The sequence below is a fragment of the Flagellimonas olearia genome (assembly GCF_009184425.1).
Taxonomy (GTDB): Bacteria; Bacteroidota; Bacteroidia; order Flavobacteriales; family Flavobacteriaceae; genus Flagellimonas; species Flagellimonas olearia.
In genome coordinates, this window is the sequence record NZ_WELG01000001.1 from 793,806 (window position 1) to 809,883 (window position 16,078).

A 16,078-nucleotide genomic window follows, 5' to 3' on the forward strand; every position below is an offset into this window, starting at 1 on the left:
TGATCAAGGTATTGCTGTATTGATTTCAATCCAGTACCCTTCCGGGTCTTGGATGTAGATTTGTTTTGCGCCATCAGAGCGGTCGGTAATGGAGTTTTTGTTTCCCGGTCGGTCGTAAAAATCAATGTTCATTGCCATCAAGTGCTCAATGAAACTTTCCAGGTCTTGAGTGGATAAGCACAGATGCATGCTCTTGTCTTTCATAAACCCTTCCACATCTTTTTTGATCAATTGCAACTGGGAACTTCCATGTATTTGAAACCACCTAAAACCAGGAGCGTTATCGGGGTGGGGAATTTCGGTCAATCCAAATACATCACGATAAAAATCACCGGTTTCCATCAACTTGTCCACGATGATGGAATAATGATCAAATATAAAACCAAAATCAGGGGTATCCGCCTTGAATTGGGTTTGAAGATAGGTTTGTTCCCAATTTCCATCCTTGTAACTGCCCACCGTAAAATTATACGTGTTCGCATCCACATATTGCCAATAATCCGTTACCTGTGAGTCGCCATATTGATAGGTATAGACGATGTCCTTGCCTTTTTGGACCACGGTACCTTTGGTGACACCGCCAAAAACATCAAACTCCCAAAAAACAACGGATTGGGTCTGGGCATCGTATTTTCTGATGCCATGGTTTCTGTCACCGTACATGGTCTGCTCCTGATTGGTGAACCCCTTGCTGTGCGATACTACCAAGGTTTGGCCCAAATCATAGGCAAAGGTGATTTCCTGTATAAACTGGGAACCATCTCCCCAAGTACCTTCAGCTTTCCATGTTTTTCCGATGAGAGGTTCAAAAATGGAAAGTGCGGGACTCTGGGCCTGCAAGTTGAAAAAGCCTGCGAGAAGCAGGCTTAAACATATTGTTTTTTTCATTTTCTATTGTCCTTGGATAGGGGGTGGGCCATCGATCATGGCCTCATATTTTTCATCTCCTTTACGGGTCTTGTACTCTTCTTTTACCTTATCCACCAATTTTGGATTTTCAAAAAGGTCCAACATGGTCATTCCCATAGCTTTGGCAGCATAGACCATTCCTTTGTGGCCAATGCTCATTCCACCACAGGCCACTACGGCCCAGGAGTGCCACGGGGTATCTTTTGGGGCAACGGTGACACTTAGGTTGATGTTGGGTACGTTCCAACTCACATCACCCACATCGGTAGACCCACCACCGGGAAGTTCTTCGGTTTCCCGCAATGGATTGATGTTACTGTCCATACCTACTTGCGGTTTTCCAGTAGCCTCTTGAATGGATTTGCCATAGGCAATCTCTTCATCCGTATAGGTAATGGGACCTAAAAGCTCCAGATTCTTTTGCATGATTTCACCTCCGGAACGGTTCACCAAGGTTTCATAAATTCCGGAAACCAAAGAGATTTTGTAATCCACATTGGCCATGATCGCTGCACCTTCGGCCATTTTTTTCACTTGTTCGTAGGTAGGGAGCATTACTTTTCGTTTGGGATCACGAACCCGTACCCAAATCCGGGAATAATCGGGAACCACATTGACTACTTGGCCCCCATCTTGTATATGATAATGGATTCTTGAGGTAGGTCGTATATGCTCCCTATAATAGTTGATTCCCGTGGTGTACAGTTCCAAAGCATCCGAAGCACTACGTCCATTCCATGGGTCGGCTGAGGCATGGGCTGCCTGTCCGTAGAACTCCACAATAAAGTCGATCAACGAAAGGCCACTTTGTACATCGGCCTCGATATTGGCCCCGGGATGCCAGCTTACGTTCACATCCACGTCGTCCCAAAGTCCGGCTTCCACCATCCACACCTTGGCAAAATATTTTTCCTCGGCGGGGGTGCCCAAAAACTTGACGGTACCTTTTATTTTTCCAGCTTCAATCTGTTCTTTGATAGCAATCGCTGCACCCAAGCTGGCCGCTCCGAACATGTTGTGTCCACATCCATGTCCTGGCGCCCCTTCGATACGTGGGTCTTTGGTAGGGACCGTATTTTGTGATAATCCAGGGAGGGCATCAAACTCTCCCAAAATGCTGATTACCGGTTTTCCTGAACCATAGGTGGCCGTGAATGCCGTAGGGATATTGGCCACACCACGGGTGACGTTCATCCCATTCTCTTCGGCGTACTTGGCCAATATTTCGGCGGATTTTGATTCTTCAAAGGCTGTTTCGGCCAAGGCCCAAATGGAATCACTGATCTTGATTAGGTTATCCTTGTGCTGCTCTACGGAAGCAATCAAGGCCTTTTTGTTCGAAGTAAGTTTTTGTGCAGATAGGTTCAATGAAATCAAACCTAAAAAGAGTAAGGTTGAAATTTTTTTCATTTTCAAAATGTTTGAGTCGGTTAAACATGGTGAACAACCTCAAGACCAATAATATAAAATGACAAGAGATTGAACGAATTCTAAAAATACTGAAAATGCATCAACCTACCGCCTCTTTGTATACTTTTAAGCAGCGTTCGCGGGCCATTTTATGGTCCACTATTTTTTGTGGATAGCTAAGTTCCTGCAATTCGGGAACCCAATGATCAATATATTGCCTTTGCTTGTCGAACTTTTCAATCTGGGTCATGGGATTGAAAATCCTAAAATAGGGTGCTGCATCCACTCCACTACCAGCGGCCCATTGCCAATTCCCCACATTGCTGGCGAGTTCGTAGTCCAACAACTTTTCGGCAAAATAGGCTTCTCCCCAACGCCAATCGATGAGAAGGTGCTTGCACAAAAAGCTGGCCACGATCATCCGTACCCTGTTGTGCATGTAGCCCGTGGTATTGAGCTCCCGTATACCGGCATCCACAAAGGCATACCCTGTGTTTCCTGTTTTCCACAGTTCAAACTCGGCTTCATTGTTTCGCCATTCCACACGGTCATACTTGGGTTTAAAAGCTTGGTTGACGGTATGGGGAAAATGCCATAAGATCTGCATAAAGAATTCCCGCCAAATCAGTTCGTTCCAAAACACTTCGTTTTTCTCGGATATGGCTTTTTGAACCATTTTACGGATAGAGACAGTGCCAAATCGTAAATGGGGTCCTAGTTTTGATGTTCCATTGGAAAGGGCAGGAAAGTTTCTGGTTTCTTCGTAGTTCTCTATGAAATTTGGTGTTGCGGTGTAATCAAGAACTGGGATGGTTGATTTAGTAAACCCGATGTCTTTAAGACTTAGATTGGGTAAATTATCATCTTGTAATAATTTTTCTCCAAGCAAACTATACGAGTCATACTCGTTGATATTTTTGGATGGATTGAAATTTTCCTTCCAGCGTTTCATGTAAGGTGTGTACACCACATAAGGGTTGCCATCGTCCTTTACCACCTCATTTTTTTCGAATATCACCTGATCCTTATAGGTGTTGAATCCAATCCCATGCTTGTTCAGGAGTGCTTTTACTTCAGCATCCCGCTTTTGGGCATAAGGTTCATAGTCGTGATTGGTATAGACGGAATCGATATCATAATCGGAAATTAGATTCTGAAAAATTGAAATAGGGTTGCCATAAAAAAGAGCCAGACTTCCTTTGAATTGGGTTTGTAGGGTCTCCCGGATTTTTTGAAGTTGATCGTGAATGAAAGTTACCCGTGCATCATTCTTAGGAAGTTTGTCAAGTATTTCCGTGTCAAAAATGAATATGGGGAGTATGGGGTGCCCACTTTTTAGGGCATGATACAGTCCAACATTGTCATCCAACCTTAAATCCCTTCTGAACCAAAATATGGAAATGGTTTTCTTCATCCCGTTACATTAAATACGCTTGAGCTCCAGTGCATTCTTGGTTTCTTGGACCTGTCCAAAAAGTTGGATCAGTTTTTCTTCCCGATATTTAAAAATATGTTGTAGTTGTTTTTTTATCCAAAAGGAATGGGCCAATCTGCCCATAACACCAAAGGGAAGCTTGTAATCCACAACGTCTTCCATAACCGTCCCGTTTAAGGTTTCCCTTAAAAAATGCTTGTGGTGCCAGAATACATAAGGACCAAAGCGTTGTTCATCAACAAAATAGTCATTTTCCACTACATGGGTGATTTCCGTGACCCATCGTACACTGGAAAAGGGAAAGGGCTTCACTTTATATTGGATAATTTGACCGGGATACATGGGTCTATCCGCCCCACTTAGAATATGGAAACCCATACTACTTGGGGTAATCACTTTCAGGTTTTTTGGGTTTGATAAAAATTCCCAAGCCTTGGATTTGGTCACAGGGACTATTTGTACAGCTCTTAGTTGATACACCTTCACGAGTTTAATGTGATACAAAAATACAAAATGTTTAACTTTACTGTAAATAAATTAAACAAAATATTTTATTTGTGAAATGTCTCAGTAGTAGCTTGAAGTTTTTGAGAAGCTACTTGTTTAGGAATTTCTTAACAAATGGGACATGTCTTTATATTTAGTTTTGTTCAGCTAACAATTAAAACACTATTCCTATGAAAAAATTTGCACTAGTAGTATTTACGGCATTGCTTTCGGTTTCCTTGCAGGCCCAGATACAGACCCCACAACCCAGTCCATCTTCAAAATTGGAGCAAGTGGTAGGACTTTCCAATGTCGTTGTGGAATATTCCCGTCCCTCCATGCGTGGTAGGACTATCTTTGGAGACTTGGTTCCGTATGACGCTCTTTGGAGAACAGGAGCCAATAAGAACACCACAGTTACCTTTAGCGATGATGTAGTAGTTGAGGGGAAAGAGTTAAAAGCCGGCACCTACGCTATTTTTACAAGACCAAGTGAAGCCGTTTGGGAAGTCATTTTTTATTCGGATTCAGAGAACTGGGGAACGCCTAAAGAGTGGGATGCTTCCAAAGTGGCTGCAACGGTCAAAGTGGAAGTTTATCCAATGCCCGTTCCTATTGAAACCTTTACCATGACCATTGATGACCTTCATAACAATGGAGGTTCTTTGGGTATTATGTGGGAAAAAGTATATGTTGGAGTGAAGTTTGTTGTGCCCACCGTGGCCAAGACCACAGAGAGCATTGAAGCTGCTATGGCATCACCTTCCAATTTAAAGGCAGGCGATTATTTTGATGCTGCCTATTACTATTTCAGTGAGGGGATGAACATGGGCAAAGCCAAGGAGTGGATAGACAAAGCGGTTTCCATGGGTGATGGTAGCGCCTATTGGATGACGCGCGTTCAATCCTTGATCTATGCCAAGTTGGGCGACAAAAAAGGAGCCATTGAAGCCGCCAAGAAATCTTTGGTGGCTGCACAAGCCGAGGGTAACCAAGATTATGTAAAAATGAACAAGGAGTCCCTAAAAGAATGGGAAACCGAGTAAGCATTTTTTTAAAGATTTTTGGAAGCCCACTTTATGTGGGCTTTTTTTATGTTTCTATGGGAGAATTCCCCAAGAAGTTGTCAAAGGCTTGGGTGATAAAGGCCAATATAATGACCAGCACACATCCGAAGGCATTGAGCCATAGGTAAGACATCCAATCCATGTACCAACCTATGATCACAATGATTTGGGTGACTATGGCTGCCACAAAAACAGCATTGCCTTTCACAAACTTGAAGAAAAATGCCAAGAGGAAAATACCCAATACGTTACCATAGAATATGGAACCTATGATATTAACCAGTTGTATAAGATTATCAAACAAACTGGCCACACAGGCAATGGCGATGGCAATAATTCCCCAAAGAAGTGTAAAACCTTTTGTGGCAAAAAGGTAATGTTTGTCATCCTTGGGTTTCTTATTGTTCCTTTTGTAAAGGTCCAATGCAGTGATGGTCCCCAATGCATTGAGCTCCGAAGCCGTGGACGACATGGCCGCGGACAAGATAACGGCCAAAAGTAACCCAATGAGCCCCGTAGGAAGGTTGTTCAATATAAAATGTATGAAGACATAATCCTTGTCATTGGTTTCCACCGTGGTGCTAGCTTTGGAAATCAGTTCTTTGGCGGTGTCCCTACTGGCCCGTTCCTTTTCATTGATTTTGATGATATTCTGTTTGGCTTGTTGAATGGCATTGTATTCCTTGAGTTCCAGCGCTGCTGAAAAGGCATTTTGGGCAATCCTTTTCTCCATTTCCAACTCCAGATGGTCTTCCTCCAAGGCCTTGTAATCATCCAAATATTCGGATTGCATTACCGCTTCAGTGGCCGCTGGGTTGAAATTCAAGGGAGAGGGATTGTACTGATAGAAAACAAAGACCATGGCTCCCACCAATAGAATAAAAAACTGCATTGGGATTTTGAGGATTCCATTAAAAATCAATCCCAATTGGCTTTCTCGAACCGATTTTCCTGATAGGTAACGTTGTACTTGGCTTTGGTCGGTACCAAAATAGGCCAGGGCCAAAAAGAAACCACCTGTGATACCACTCCAAAAGGTATAGCGGTTGTTGGTGTCCAATGTAAAATCCAGTATGTCCAATTTGTTGTTGGCCCCTGCAATCTTCAATGCCTTTCCAAAGGAAACATCCGTAGGGAAGGATCCTAAGATGAAGAAAAAAGCAAAGAACATCCCCATCATGATGATGAACATCTGCTGCTTTTGGGTAACGCTTACCGCTTTTGTACCCCCGGATACAGTGTAAATAATGACCAGAATGCCAATGATGATGTTCAGGGTCCGTAAATCCCAACCCAACACGGCCGAAAGGATGATGGAAGGGGCAAAGATGGTGATTCCCGCGGCAAGACCACGCTGTACCAAAAACAGAAATGCGGTGAGTGTCCGGGTTTTTAGGTCAAACCTTCCCTCGAGCATTTCATAGGCTGTAAAGACCTTCAGTTTTTTGTAAATGGGAATGAACACCAGGCAGATAACGATCATGGCCAATGGAAGTCCAAAGTAAAATTGGACAAAGCCCATTCCATCATGGAATGCCTGGCCCGGTGTGGATAGGAAGGTGATGGCACTGGCCTGCGTGGCCATTACGGAAAGCCCAATGGTCCACCATTTGGCATCATTGCCACTTAAAACATAATCGTCAACATTTTTACTCCCACGGGTCTTCCATACGCCGTACCCAACAATAAAGAGCAATGTACTACCAAGAATGATCCAATCTAATAAGGCCATTAAGGTTTAATTATTTAGTATCATGATGAAATAAAAAATAAGGATATAGATCATGTTCAAAAGAATGACAATGGTGTATTCTTTCTTCCACTCGAATTTGGTATTCATGTTATCCTTTGACATGACTTTCTTTTTTTACTTCATCCTTTCCCACGGAAAGCATATTGGCAAAAAGTTTATAGGCTCCGGAAACCCCTGCCGGAAGTTCCCTAAAAAAACTGAGCCCCGTGTAAATATAATGACCTTCTCCATAAGGTGCCACCAAAAGACTTCCATTTTTAGGGGATTCATCCTCATCGTGCATGGAAAGTACCGGAGTGAACTCCGAACTCCATTCCGTGGGGAAATATAACCCTCTTTCCTGGACCCATCCGTCAAAGTCACTTTCTTTAATGGTGTTGGGGAAGTTTACCAAGGAATTATTTGGGGCAATAATGTCCACTTTGGCAGTCTCATCGGTTACACGATCTCTGGACAGGGTGAGGTCATAAGGAGCGATGTTCTCAAATTGCTCGGCCCAGCGTCCAGCGGTATTGTACTGCACGATCATGTTTCCACCATTTTTTACATAGTCGAATAAAATGGGCTGTTTAAATTTAAGGTCATCCACGACGTTGTAGGCGCGAATACCCACAACAACAGCATCGTACTTGTCCAATGACCCTATTTGGATGTCACTGGGGTCAATAGGATGCACTTGGTAGCCAATTTGCTCCAAGCTTTCAGGAACTTTATCACCAGCCCCCATAATATATGCAATATGCTCTCCTGATTTTTGAATGTTCATGCGAACCACTTTTGCTTCCGAAGGCAATAGAATGGATTGCTTTGGAATATGTCCGTAAGTAATCTCCACAAGTTCCTTGCCATACGTTTGGTTTCCTATGGTAACTATTGGAGAAATTTTCCCTTCGCTTTCCATGGAAGGCGGGGTAACGGTAAAGGTCACGGTTTGTTCCTGTCCTTTCTGCGCAATGGAAAAAGGTATGCTGGCAGGGGAGACCACCCACCCTGAAGGATGGTTCAAGCTCACCTGTCCATTAACGCTTTCGGCTCCCGCTTTTACTTTTACTTGGATTGCTTTGGAAGATGCATCGGAAAAAATCAACACTTTTTCATCGATTTTGGAAGTGGCCTTTGGCAAAACCACGAAAGGTTCATACAATTCGCCTTTGTCCGGTTTTGAAAAATGGTGGACCACGTCCTTTTCAAAATTGATGGTGATTCCATTGAAATCCAACACAAACTGGGCTTTAAAAGCACTGGGCGTTTCCGGTTTTCCAATGAGATTCTGATCGGTTACCGTGTACATCCCCAAAGTACCGGGCTCATTTAACCAATACGGACTGGAGTACTGGGCTGTATTGGGGACGGTAAATTCCAGGGAAAAGTTTTCCTTTTGGTTATCTTCAAGTGCTTCGTTGGGTTGTATCGCAGCAGTGGCGCCAATAAGTTTTATCTCCTTGAGCACGATATGCTGTGCGCTACGGTTGACTGCTTCAAGATTTATTTTTGCCAAACTTCCCGGTGTGGTGGATGCCTCTTCAGAATTAGCTTCCAAATACAGACCTGCGCAGGCAAGTATCAGATCCTTGAGTTCTTTGGATTTGATGGATTTCCAATGTTCATCCTCTACTTTTTGCAGAAGTTGGTAGGCTTTTAACAAGTCTGGAATATGCTTGGAAGGATTGGTGAAGTCAAAATTTTTCTCAATAGGGTATAAAATACTCCCTATGGCCGCACCCCCTTTAATGCGTGACCAACTGGTATCAATGCCATCAAAAAGACTGGTGCCGGAAGGTAGGTCACCTTTCAGCAATTCCACATATTCATCGGTGGAACCTCTATCCGTGAGTCTACCAAAACCTTGACATAGGTGTTGGCTACTGGCCATGGCGGCTATTTCATTGTTGGAGAGTCCCAGTTCGGGATAATAGACCCCAACATCCAATTTCAACATTTTGGACTTATCGGCTTTTTCAAAATTTTCAGGACTGCCATAAAACCACCATGAGGTGTTGAAGAATACCCTTCTGGGTTGCCAGGTAGAGGTAAGGCTTAATTGCTCTTGGTAGGAGTTTGGATCATTGGCCAAATCAAAGGCTTCCATACTCAACATGGCCGAAGAGGTGTGGTGTCCGTGTGTAGATCCCGGGGTTCGGTGGTCAAATCGATTAATGATCACATCGGGCTTTAAATTACGAATGGTCCAGACCACATCACCCAACACTTTATCCTTCTCCCAAATTTTGAGGGTTTCCTTGGGATGTTTTGAAAAACCAAAATCGTTTGCACGGGAAAACCGTTGTTCACCACCATCTATGCCTCGGGCAGCCAAAAGTTCCTGGGTTCTCAATACGCCCAACAGCTCCCTAAGTTCGGAGCCGATTAAATTTTGTCCACCATCGCCACGGGTCAAGGAGAGGTATACTGTTCTAGCTTTATCGTGGTTGGATAGGTATGAAATGAGCCGGGTGTTCTCATCATCTGGATGGGCAGCAATATAAAGCGCAGTACCCAAAAAATTCAATTTTTGCAGGTCGTGGTAGATTTCTGCTGAAGTAGGTTTGTCCGGTTTTTGTGCAAAACCATTGGATAGTACCCCAATGATTGCCAAGGTGCAAACCAATAAATTACGCATAGTTTGGTTTTTGTGGTTTCCCAAATATAGAAAGTTTAGCAGCAGGGGTCGGCACTTTAGAACATCTTTAACAAGCCCATCCCCAGTTGTTAACTATAGCCCCAAACTGTCGCGGAGTGCCAAATCTTCATTACTGTTCTGACCCCAATATGCCGTGTTGATGGATTTCATTTTAGTGGCCTTGGTGGTCAGGACTTTGGCATTGGGCCCGAATCCGCTTTTGAAACTTTCCGTCCATCCCTGTATGGTATACGGGAACTCGGGAGAAAAATCAATTTGTAAAGTTCTGTCCAAGCTAGGGTAAGTCAATGTATAGGAGGCCATTCCTTCATTGGATGAAAGTGAACCCACTGCATCATAGGCATCGATTGTGGTATGCCTTAAACGAAGGTATTCCAAAGACGGAATAACCTTGATGTCACCAATGGGAAGGTCAAAAGGGTTGATTCTCAATTTGGTCCAAACCTCATTTTCCAACATGGCTTTGTCCAGACTCAGTTCTTGGTCTGCCTCCTTTTCAAAATACGAATGGGAGGTGTATTCAAAAGTGTTTCTGTTGTTGATCTGTGCGTAGACATGCCCACACCACTCTTGAACAGATAAACTGGTCTTTAGGGCATGTTGGTTGTCATGGACCGGATAAAAAGTGCTACTTAATATGGAGTAGGGGTATATTCCCGTTAAAAAGTTTTTGGTGGCATTGAGTTTTAAGACCGATACGTTGCCAGGATTGCTATGGTCTGCCTTGACTTGTTTTTCAGGAAGGAATGGCTCGGTAACATAAATAAGGACTGCATTCCCATCCCGAAGTTCCCCATAACGTGCTTGCTCCAAGGCATAGGAAGTAATCTCGGCCTTGCCTGCATACCAGTAGTCCTTAAACGCGTTGGAAAGAGGTTTCTTGGGAGCTACCGTTTCCAATATCACCTCCTCCTTGGAGACAAGTATAGCTTCATCCGTGGAACTGGATTTTTGTTTACAGGAAATTGATACAACAAGGAAGGATAAGAGGATAAAAGTAGCGCGTATGGGCGTCATGACACTGGTTTTCAGTAAAGTTAAGCATCCCTACTTAAGAAACCATGTCCATTAACGTTTTGTAAACCAAATGGGTGGGAAGCCCTACAACATTGGTATAGGAGCCCCGTATTTCAGAAATTCCCACCATACCGATCCATTCTTGGATACCATAGGCCCCAGCTTTATCAAAAGGATGACAATTTTCAATATAAAAATTGATTTCCTCATCAGTAAAATCCATGAATTTCACCTCAGTGGTCTCGTTTACGGTCTTTTGATTGGTTTTAGTGGTAAAGCACACGGATGTAATGACCTGATGCCAATCTCCCGAAAGGGTCCGAAGCATGGAGAAGGCCTCTTCCTTGGTGGAGGCTTTGGCCAGGGAAGCCCCGTTATGCCATACCACGGTATCGGAAGTCAATACAATCTCATTTTCTTGTAACTCGGTTTTAAAAGGAGCGGCCTTGAGCTCGGCGAGATAATCCGAAATTTCATGTCCTTGCAAATGCTCAGGATAGACTTCATCCACAGATTTAGGTCGTACCACAAAATCCAATCCCATTTCCTCCAAGAACATTTTTCGTCTAGGAGACCCTGAGCCTAAAATCAGCGTGTATGCCTTGAGTTTTTTGTTGAGTGGGTTGTCAGTCATTTTCTGCACTAAAGTTGTCGTTCCAATCCCCACGGACTTTTAGAACTTGTTCAATAATGTCCCGTACGCAACCATCACCACCATTTTTATGGGAAACATAGTCGGAAATGGCCTTGACCTCCTGTACCGCATTTTGTGGGGATGTGGCTACCGCTACTATCTTCATGGGGGGAATATCCGGCATATCATCACCCATATATAGTACATTTTTTGGGTCTATGTTGTAAATGTCCAGGTATTCTTCCAAGGGGTCTTGCTTGTGGTGCGCTCCCATATAAAAATCCGTCACCCCAAGACCTTGTAAGCGCTCCTTGACCCCTTCATTGGTACCCCCGGTGATGATACATACGTTATACCCTTTTTGAATGGCGGTCTTGAGTGCATAACCATCCTTTACGCTCATTCTGCGAAGCAGTTCCCCTTTTGATGTCACCAATACGGAGCCATCGGTAAATACACCATCAACATCAAACACAAAAGTGGTGATGTCGCTCAACAGTTCCTTATAATTCTTTTTCATAAGCGTTTTCTATAGCCTCGCTGCACAAGGTGTAAAGTGCTATTTGGTTTTTATTTTTTAGAAGTTTCAAATGTTCTTGCATGCTCTTTTGATCCCCTCTCCGAGCCGGTCCGGTTTGGGCTGCTCTTGGAGATATGGACTGTACTTTTTCCGCGGTTTCCTTGATCAAGGGTTTCAATAGGTCGAAGGATAACTGGTTCTCCAAGCAAATTTCTTCGCCCACCCTAAATAGGTGATTGGTGAAATTGTTGACGAAAACGGCCGCAAGATGCAATTTTTTCCGTTGGTCGGAATCTATTTGTTGGACATTATCCGATAGGCAGTTGGCCAATTTTTGAAGGACCAATATATCTTCAGGGCTGCTACCTTCAATGCACAAGGGAATCGATTTAAAATCCAATGTTTTCCCTTCCGTAAAGGTCTGTAAGGGATAAAATACCCCTTTTCGTTCTGCCGCAATGGCAGTTAGGGAAACCGCTCCCGAGGTATGGGCTACCACGCCTTCTTTATGGGATAGGGCTTGGGAGACCTCCGTTATGGCATCGTCCTTGACGGCTATGAGATAGACATCGGCTTCAACAACGGAAGAAAAATCATTGGAAATAGCGGTCTTTTCGGAAAACCATTCCAGGTGATCACGGTTTCTGCCTACCACCTGAACCACTTGGGCACCATCAGTTTCGGTAATGGCAGTGAACAGATGTTTGGCAAGATTTCCGGTCCCTAATATCACAACGCTGAGCATGCCCAAAACTACAAATTTTGAATCGATGGGATGTTTAAAGAATTAACAAAATTGTTTGATTTTTTGTTGATGGCACGAACCACCAAGTTATAAAAAGGCCGTATTTTTGCATGTTGAAAAGTACACCGCATTTACATGATCAACATTCTCAAGAAAACCCTCTTTTCCACTAGACTTATGGCCGTTCTTTTTTTGGTTTTTGCCACGGCAATGGCCATCGGTACATTTGTGGAGAGTCGGTACAGCACGGAAACCGCACGTATCTATATCTACAACGCCACTTGGTTTGAAGCGATCATGGTCTTTTTTGTGATCAATTTTATCGGGAATATTTTCCGGTACCAGTTGTTGCAGTGGAAGAAATGGGCTGTGCTTGTCCTGCACCTTTCTTGGATATTGATCATCTTGGGTGCATTTGTTACCCGATACATCAGTTATGAAGGGGTAATGCCTATTCGGGAAGGGGCCACGGAGAATAAAATGTTTTCGGACAAGACCTATTTAACGGCTTTTGTGGATGGCGATTTTAATGGGGAGACCCGGCGCAAAGTATTGGAAGATAACCTTATTGTAACGCCTGAGGGGAGTCGTTCCAGCCTTCCCTGGAAATCCGATTTCAATGGACAACCTTTTTCTATTGAATATGTTGACTTTATTGCAGGTGCGGACGAAGGATTGGTTCCCGATGAAAACGGAAAGGAATATTTAAAGATTGTCGAGGCAGGGGATGGACAACGCCATGAGCATTATCTGGAAAATGGCCAGATTGCCAGCATACATAACGTTTTGTTTGCCCTGAACAAGGAGACCGAAGGAGCTATCAATATTTTTTATGATGGTAACGATTATCAAATAAAAACCCCGTTTGAAGGAAACTTTATGCGGATGGCGGACCAGTTCCAAGGCAATGTGGCGAACGATAGCCTGCAAGCCTTACAGTTGCGTTCCCTCTATTCATTGGCGGGAATGCAGTTTGTAATTCCCGACCCCATAGTAAAAGGAAGCTACGGAGTGGTCAAGTTGCCCAAGGAACAGGTAGATGAAAGTTCCAAGGACGCGTTGATCGTTTCCATCACGGCCAATGGGGAAACCAAACAGGTGGAGTTGTTGGGTGCGAGAGGTTATGCCGATTTTTCGGATAAGATTACCGTAGGCGGTTTGGATTTTTCATTGAGTTACGGTTCCAAGGTATATGAGCTTCCTTTTTCGATCAAACTCAATGATTTTATCGCGGAAAAGTACCCCGGAACGGAAACAGGGTATGCCTCGTTCATGAGTAAGGTAACGGTAGAGGATGAACGTCCGTTCGACTATGATATTTATATGAACCATATCTTGGACCATAGAGGCTATCGCTTTTTCCAATCCAGTTTCCATCCTGATGAGAGAGGTACCGTTCTGTCCGTTAACCACGATATGTGGGGTACTTGGATTACCTACATAGGCTACTTTTTACTCTATATTGGGTTGATGGGTATCATGTTCTTTGGAAAAACCCGCTTTAGGGATTTGCAACAGGCCATTGAAAAGGTCAAGGCCCAGAAAGCCGCACTTACGGCTGTTGTGCTGCTTTTCACTGCTACCTTGGCAAATGCCCAAGAGAACGACATGAGCCATGAACATGCTGGTATGCCTACACAGCAACAGGTAGATTCCATCATTCATTCCGCAGTGGTTGCCAAGGAACATGCCGAAAAATTTGGCGCCTTGGTCATTCAGGATGAAGGGGGTAGAATGAAACCAGTCCATACGTTTGCCTCCGAGCTCTTACGCAAATTGAGTGGTAAAGACACCTATAAGGATTTATCGGCCAATCAGGTTTTTCTTTCCATGATGATGAACCCCGGAGTATGGTACAGTACAGAGTTCATTGATCTTGCAAAACGGGAAAATGATAGTATTCGGGAAATTGTGGGTGTGCCAAAGAACACGGAATATGTCAAGGCCACGGATTTCTTTGATGAAAAAGGTAGGTACAAGCTACAACCTTATTTGGAAAAGGCGACATCGACCAACAACCCTTCAAATTTTGAAAAGGACTTTAAGAAGGTAGGGGAGAGACTCAGCTTGTTGGACATAGCGTTGAGTGGTCGGATAGTCAAGATTTTTCCTTTATTGGGAGACGAGAACAATAAATGGGTTTCGGCAGTGGAATACCGTTCCGGCCAATACCAAATGCAGGATTCCCTGTATTCCAACTTTGTGCGGAACGCAATGCCCTATTACTTGGGTTCCTTGCAAGAAGCCATAGCTACGGGAGATTATTCCCAACCGGACAAGTTGTTGGATGCTTTCAAACAGAATCAAAAAAACCATGGGGAGGAAATATTGCCTTCCGATAAAAAGATAAAGATTGAGATCATATACAACAAGCTGGATATCTTCAACCGATTGTACAGGTATTATGGATTGGTAGGAGGCCTCCTTTTCCTTATACTGATATTGAAAATCTTTAAGGAGCGGAAAATTTACGATGCATTGGCATACCTGCTCAAGGGGACCATTATCCTCATGTTTATATGGCATACGGCCGGACTGATCTTGCGTTGGTACATTTCGGGTCATGCGCCTTGGAGTGATGCTTATGAAAGTATCCTCTACGTGGCTTGGGCCACCATGGGAATTGGCTTGGCCTTTGCCAAAAAGAGTGAGCTCACCATTGCGGCAAGTGCCTTTGTGACCTGTATGCTTCTGTTCATTGCACATCAAAGCTGGGTGGATCCAGCTATATCCAATTTGGTTCCTGTTCTGGACAGCTATTGGCTTATGATCCACGTGGCCGTTATTGTGGGAAGCTATGGCCCACTTACCGTTGGGATGATTTTGGGGGTTGTGGCCCTTATCCTAATGATTTTGACCACGGAGAAGAACAAAAAACGAATGGACCTCAGTATCAAGGAGCTGACCATTATCAATGAGTTGGCCTTGACCGCTGGCTTGGTGATGCTTACCATTGGAAACTTTTTGGGCGGACAATGGGCCAATGAGAGTTGGGGACGGTATTGGGGATGGGATCCCAAGGAAACCTGGGCCCTGATTTCCATAATGATCTATGCTTTTGTGCTCCATATGCGTTTGGTGCCCGGTCTTCGGGGGAAATGGATCTATAATTTTGCCAGTATCCTTGCCTTTGCCAGTATCATGATGACTTATTTTGGGGTTAATTTCTACCTAGTGGGATTGCACAGTTACGCCAGCGGAGATCAAGTGATAACACCCACTTTTATTTGGTACACCGTACTTGGGGTATTCATTTTGGGAGGGGTCAGTTTGTGGAGGTACAAGGTACACTACGCAAAATAATTTGTCCCCAATGGGATTTCACTTGAAAAAAAATTGCATATTTGCTTCATCATGAAGTTATAAGAATTATGTACGCTATAGATGTCATCTTTGGCTTTACGCCAAGAAAGTAGCCGAAATACGTTTCGGTACCATTGACATTACTTCTTTTTTACACA

At 43.8% G+C, this 16,078-nt stretch carries 12 protein-coding genes; 2 read left to right on the forward strand and 10 right to left on the reverse strand.

The annotated features are described in order from the left end of the window. Positions 1–3: 3 nt before the first annotated feature. The 4 genes from F8C76_RS03290 to F8C76_RS03305 form a co-directional block, all read right to left on the reverse strand. The gene (locus F8C76_RS03290; protein WP_249042351.1) at positions 4–888 is read right to left on the reverse strand and encodes a VOC family protein; all 885 of its coding nucleotides are present in this window, start codon (positions 886–888) and stop codon (positions 4–6) included. A gap of 3 nt (positions 889–891) precedes the next feature. After that, positions 892–2,319 (reverse strand): amidohydrolase, encoded by a 1,428-nt coding sequence (locus tag F8C76_RS03295; RefSeq protein WP_152130450.1) that lies wholly within the window; start codon positions 2,317–2,319, stop codon positions 892–894. A 100-nt stretch (positions 2,320–2,419) separates the two neighbouring features. Continuing rightward, positions 2,420–3,733 (reverse strand): cryptochrome/photolyase family protein, encoded by a 1,314-nt coding sequence (locus F8C76_RS03300; protein WP_152130451.1) that lies wholly within the window; start codon positions 3,731–3,733, stop codon positions 2,420–2,422. 9 nt (positions 3,734–3,742) lie between these two features. After that, entirely contained in the window at positions 3,743–4,240 is a 498-nt protein-coding gene (locus tag F8C76_RS03305) for an SRPBCC family protein (RefSeq protein ID WP_152131460.1), read from the reverse strand. Between the two features lie 191 nt (positions 4,241–4,431). Here F8C76_RS03305 and F8C76_RS03310 point away from each other — a divergent pair, with 191 nt between their 5' ends. Next, positions 4,432–5,286, forward strand: a complete 855-nt coding sequence (locus tag F8C76_RS03310) for a DUF2911 domain-containing protein (RefSeq protein ID WP_152130452.1) — start codon at positions 4,432–4,434, stop codon at positions 5,284–5,286. Between the two features lie 46 nt (positions 5,287–5,332). Here the strand turns inward: F8C76_RS03310 and F8C76_RS03315 are convergent, their stop codons facing one another. From F8C76_RS03315 to F8C76_RS03340, 6 genes are all read right to left on the reverse strand, one after another. Next, positions 5,333–7,039, reverse strand: a complete 1,707-nt coding sequence (locus tag F8C76_RS03315) for a sodium:solute symporter family protein (RefSeq protein WP_129654414.1) — start codon at positions 7,037–7,039, stop codon at positions 5,333–5,335. A gap of 109 nt (positions 7,040–7,148) precedes the next feature. Continuing rightward, on the reverse strand, positions 7,149–9,680 hold the full coding sequence (locus F8C76_RS03320; protein ID WP_152130453.1) for a PIG-L family deacetylase: 2,532 nt from the start codon (positions 9,678–9,680) through the stop codon (positions 7,149–7,151). A gap of 93 nt (positions 9,681–9,773) precedes the next feature. Further along, on the reverse strand, positions 9,774–10,718 hold the full coding sequence (locus F8C76_RS03325) for a septum formation inhibitor Maf (protein WP_152130454.1): 945 nt from the start codon (positions 10,716–10,718) through the stop codon (positions 9,774–9,776). Positions 10,719–10,752: 34 nt separating this feature from the next. Then, complete coding sequence (locus F8C76_RS03330) at positions 10,753–11,352, reverse strand: Maf family nucleotide pyrophosphatase (protein ID WP_152130455.1); 600 nt, start codon at positions 11,350–11,352, stop codon at positions 10,753–10,755. Then, positions 11,345–11,872 (reverse strand): KdsC family phosphatase, encoded by a 528-nt coding sequence (locus tag F8C76_RS03335; protein WP_152130456.1) that lies wholly within the window; start codon positions 11,870–11,872, stop codon positions 11,345–11,347. Before F8C76_RS03335 ends, F8C76_RS03330 begins: the two co-directional genes overlap by 8 nt. Beyond that, positions 11,856–12,617, reverse strand: coding sequence for a Rossmann-like and DUF2520 domain-containing protein (locus F8C76_RS03340; protein ID WP_152130457.1), 762 nt, complete (start codon positions 12,615–12,617; stop codon positions 11,856–11,858). The genes F8C76_RS03335 and F8C76_RS03340 overlap by 17 nt, the downstream gene beginning before the upstream one ends. Before the next feature lie 135 nt (positions 12,618–12,752). Here F8C76_RS03340 and F8C76_RS03345 point away from each other — a divergent pair, with 135 nt between their 5' ends. Then, positions 12,753–15,920, forward strand: coding sequence for a cytochrome c biogenesis protein CcsA (locus tag F8C76_RS03345; RefSeq protein WP_152130458.1), 3,168 nt, complete (start codon positions 12,753–12,755; stop codon positions 15,918–15,920). The last annotated feature ends 158 nt before the right edge of the window (positions 15,921–16,078 follow it).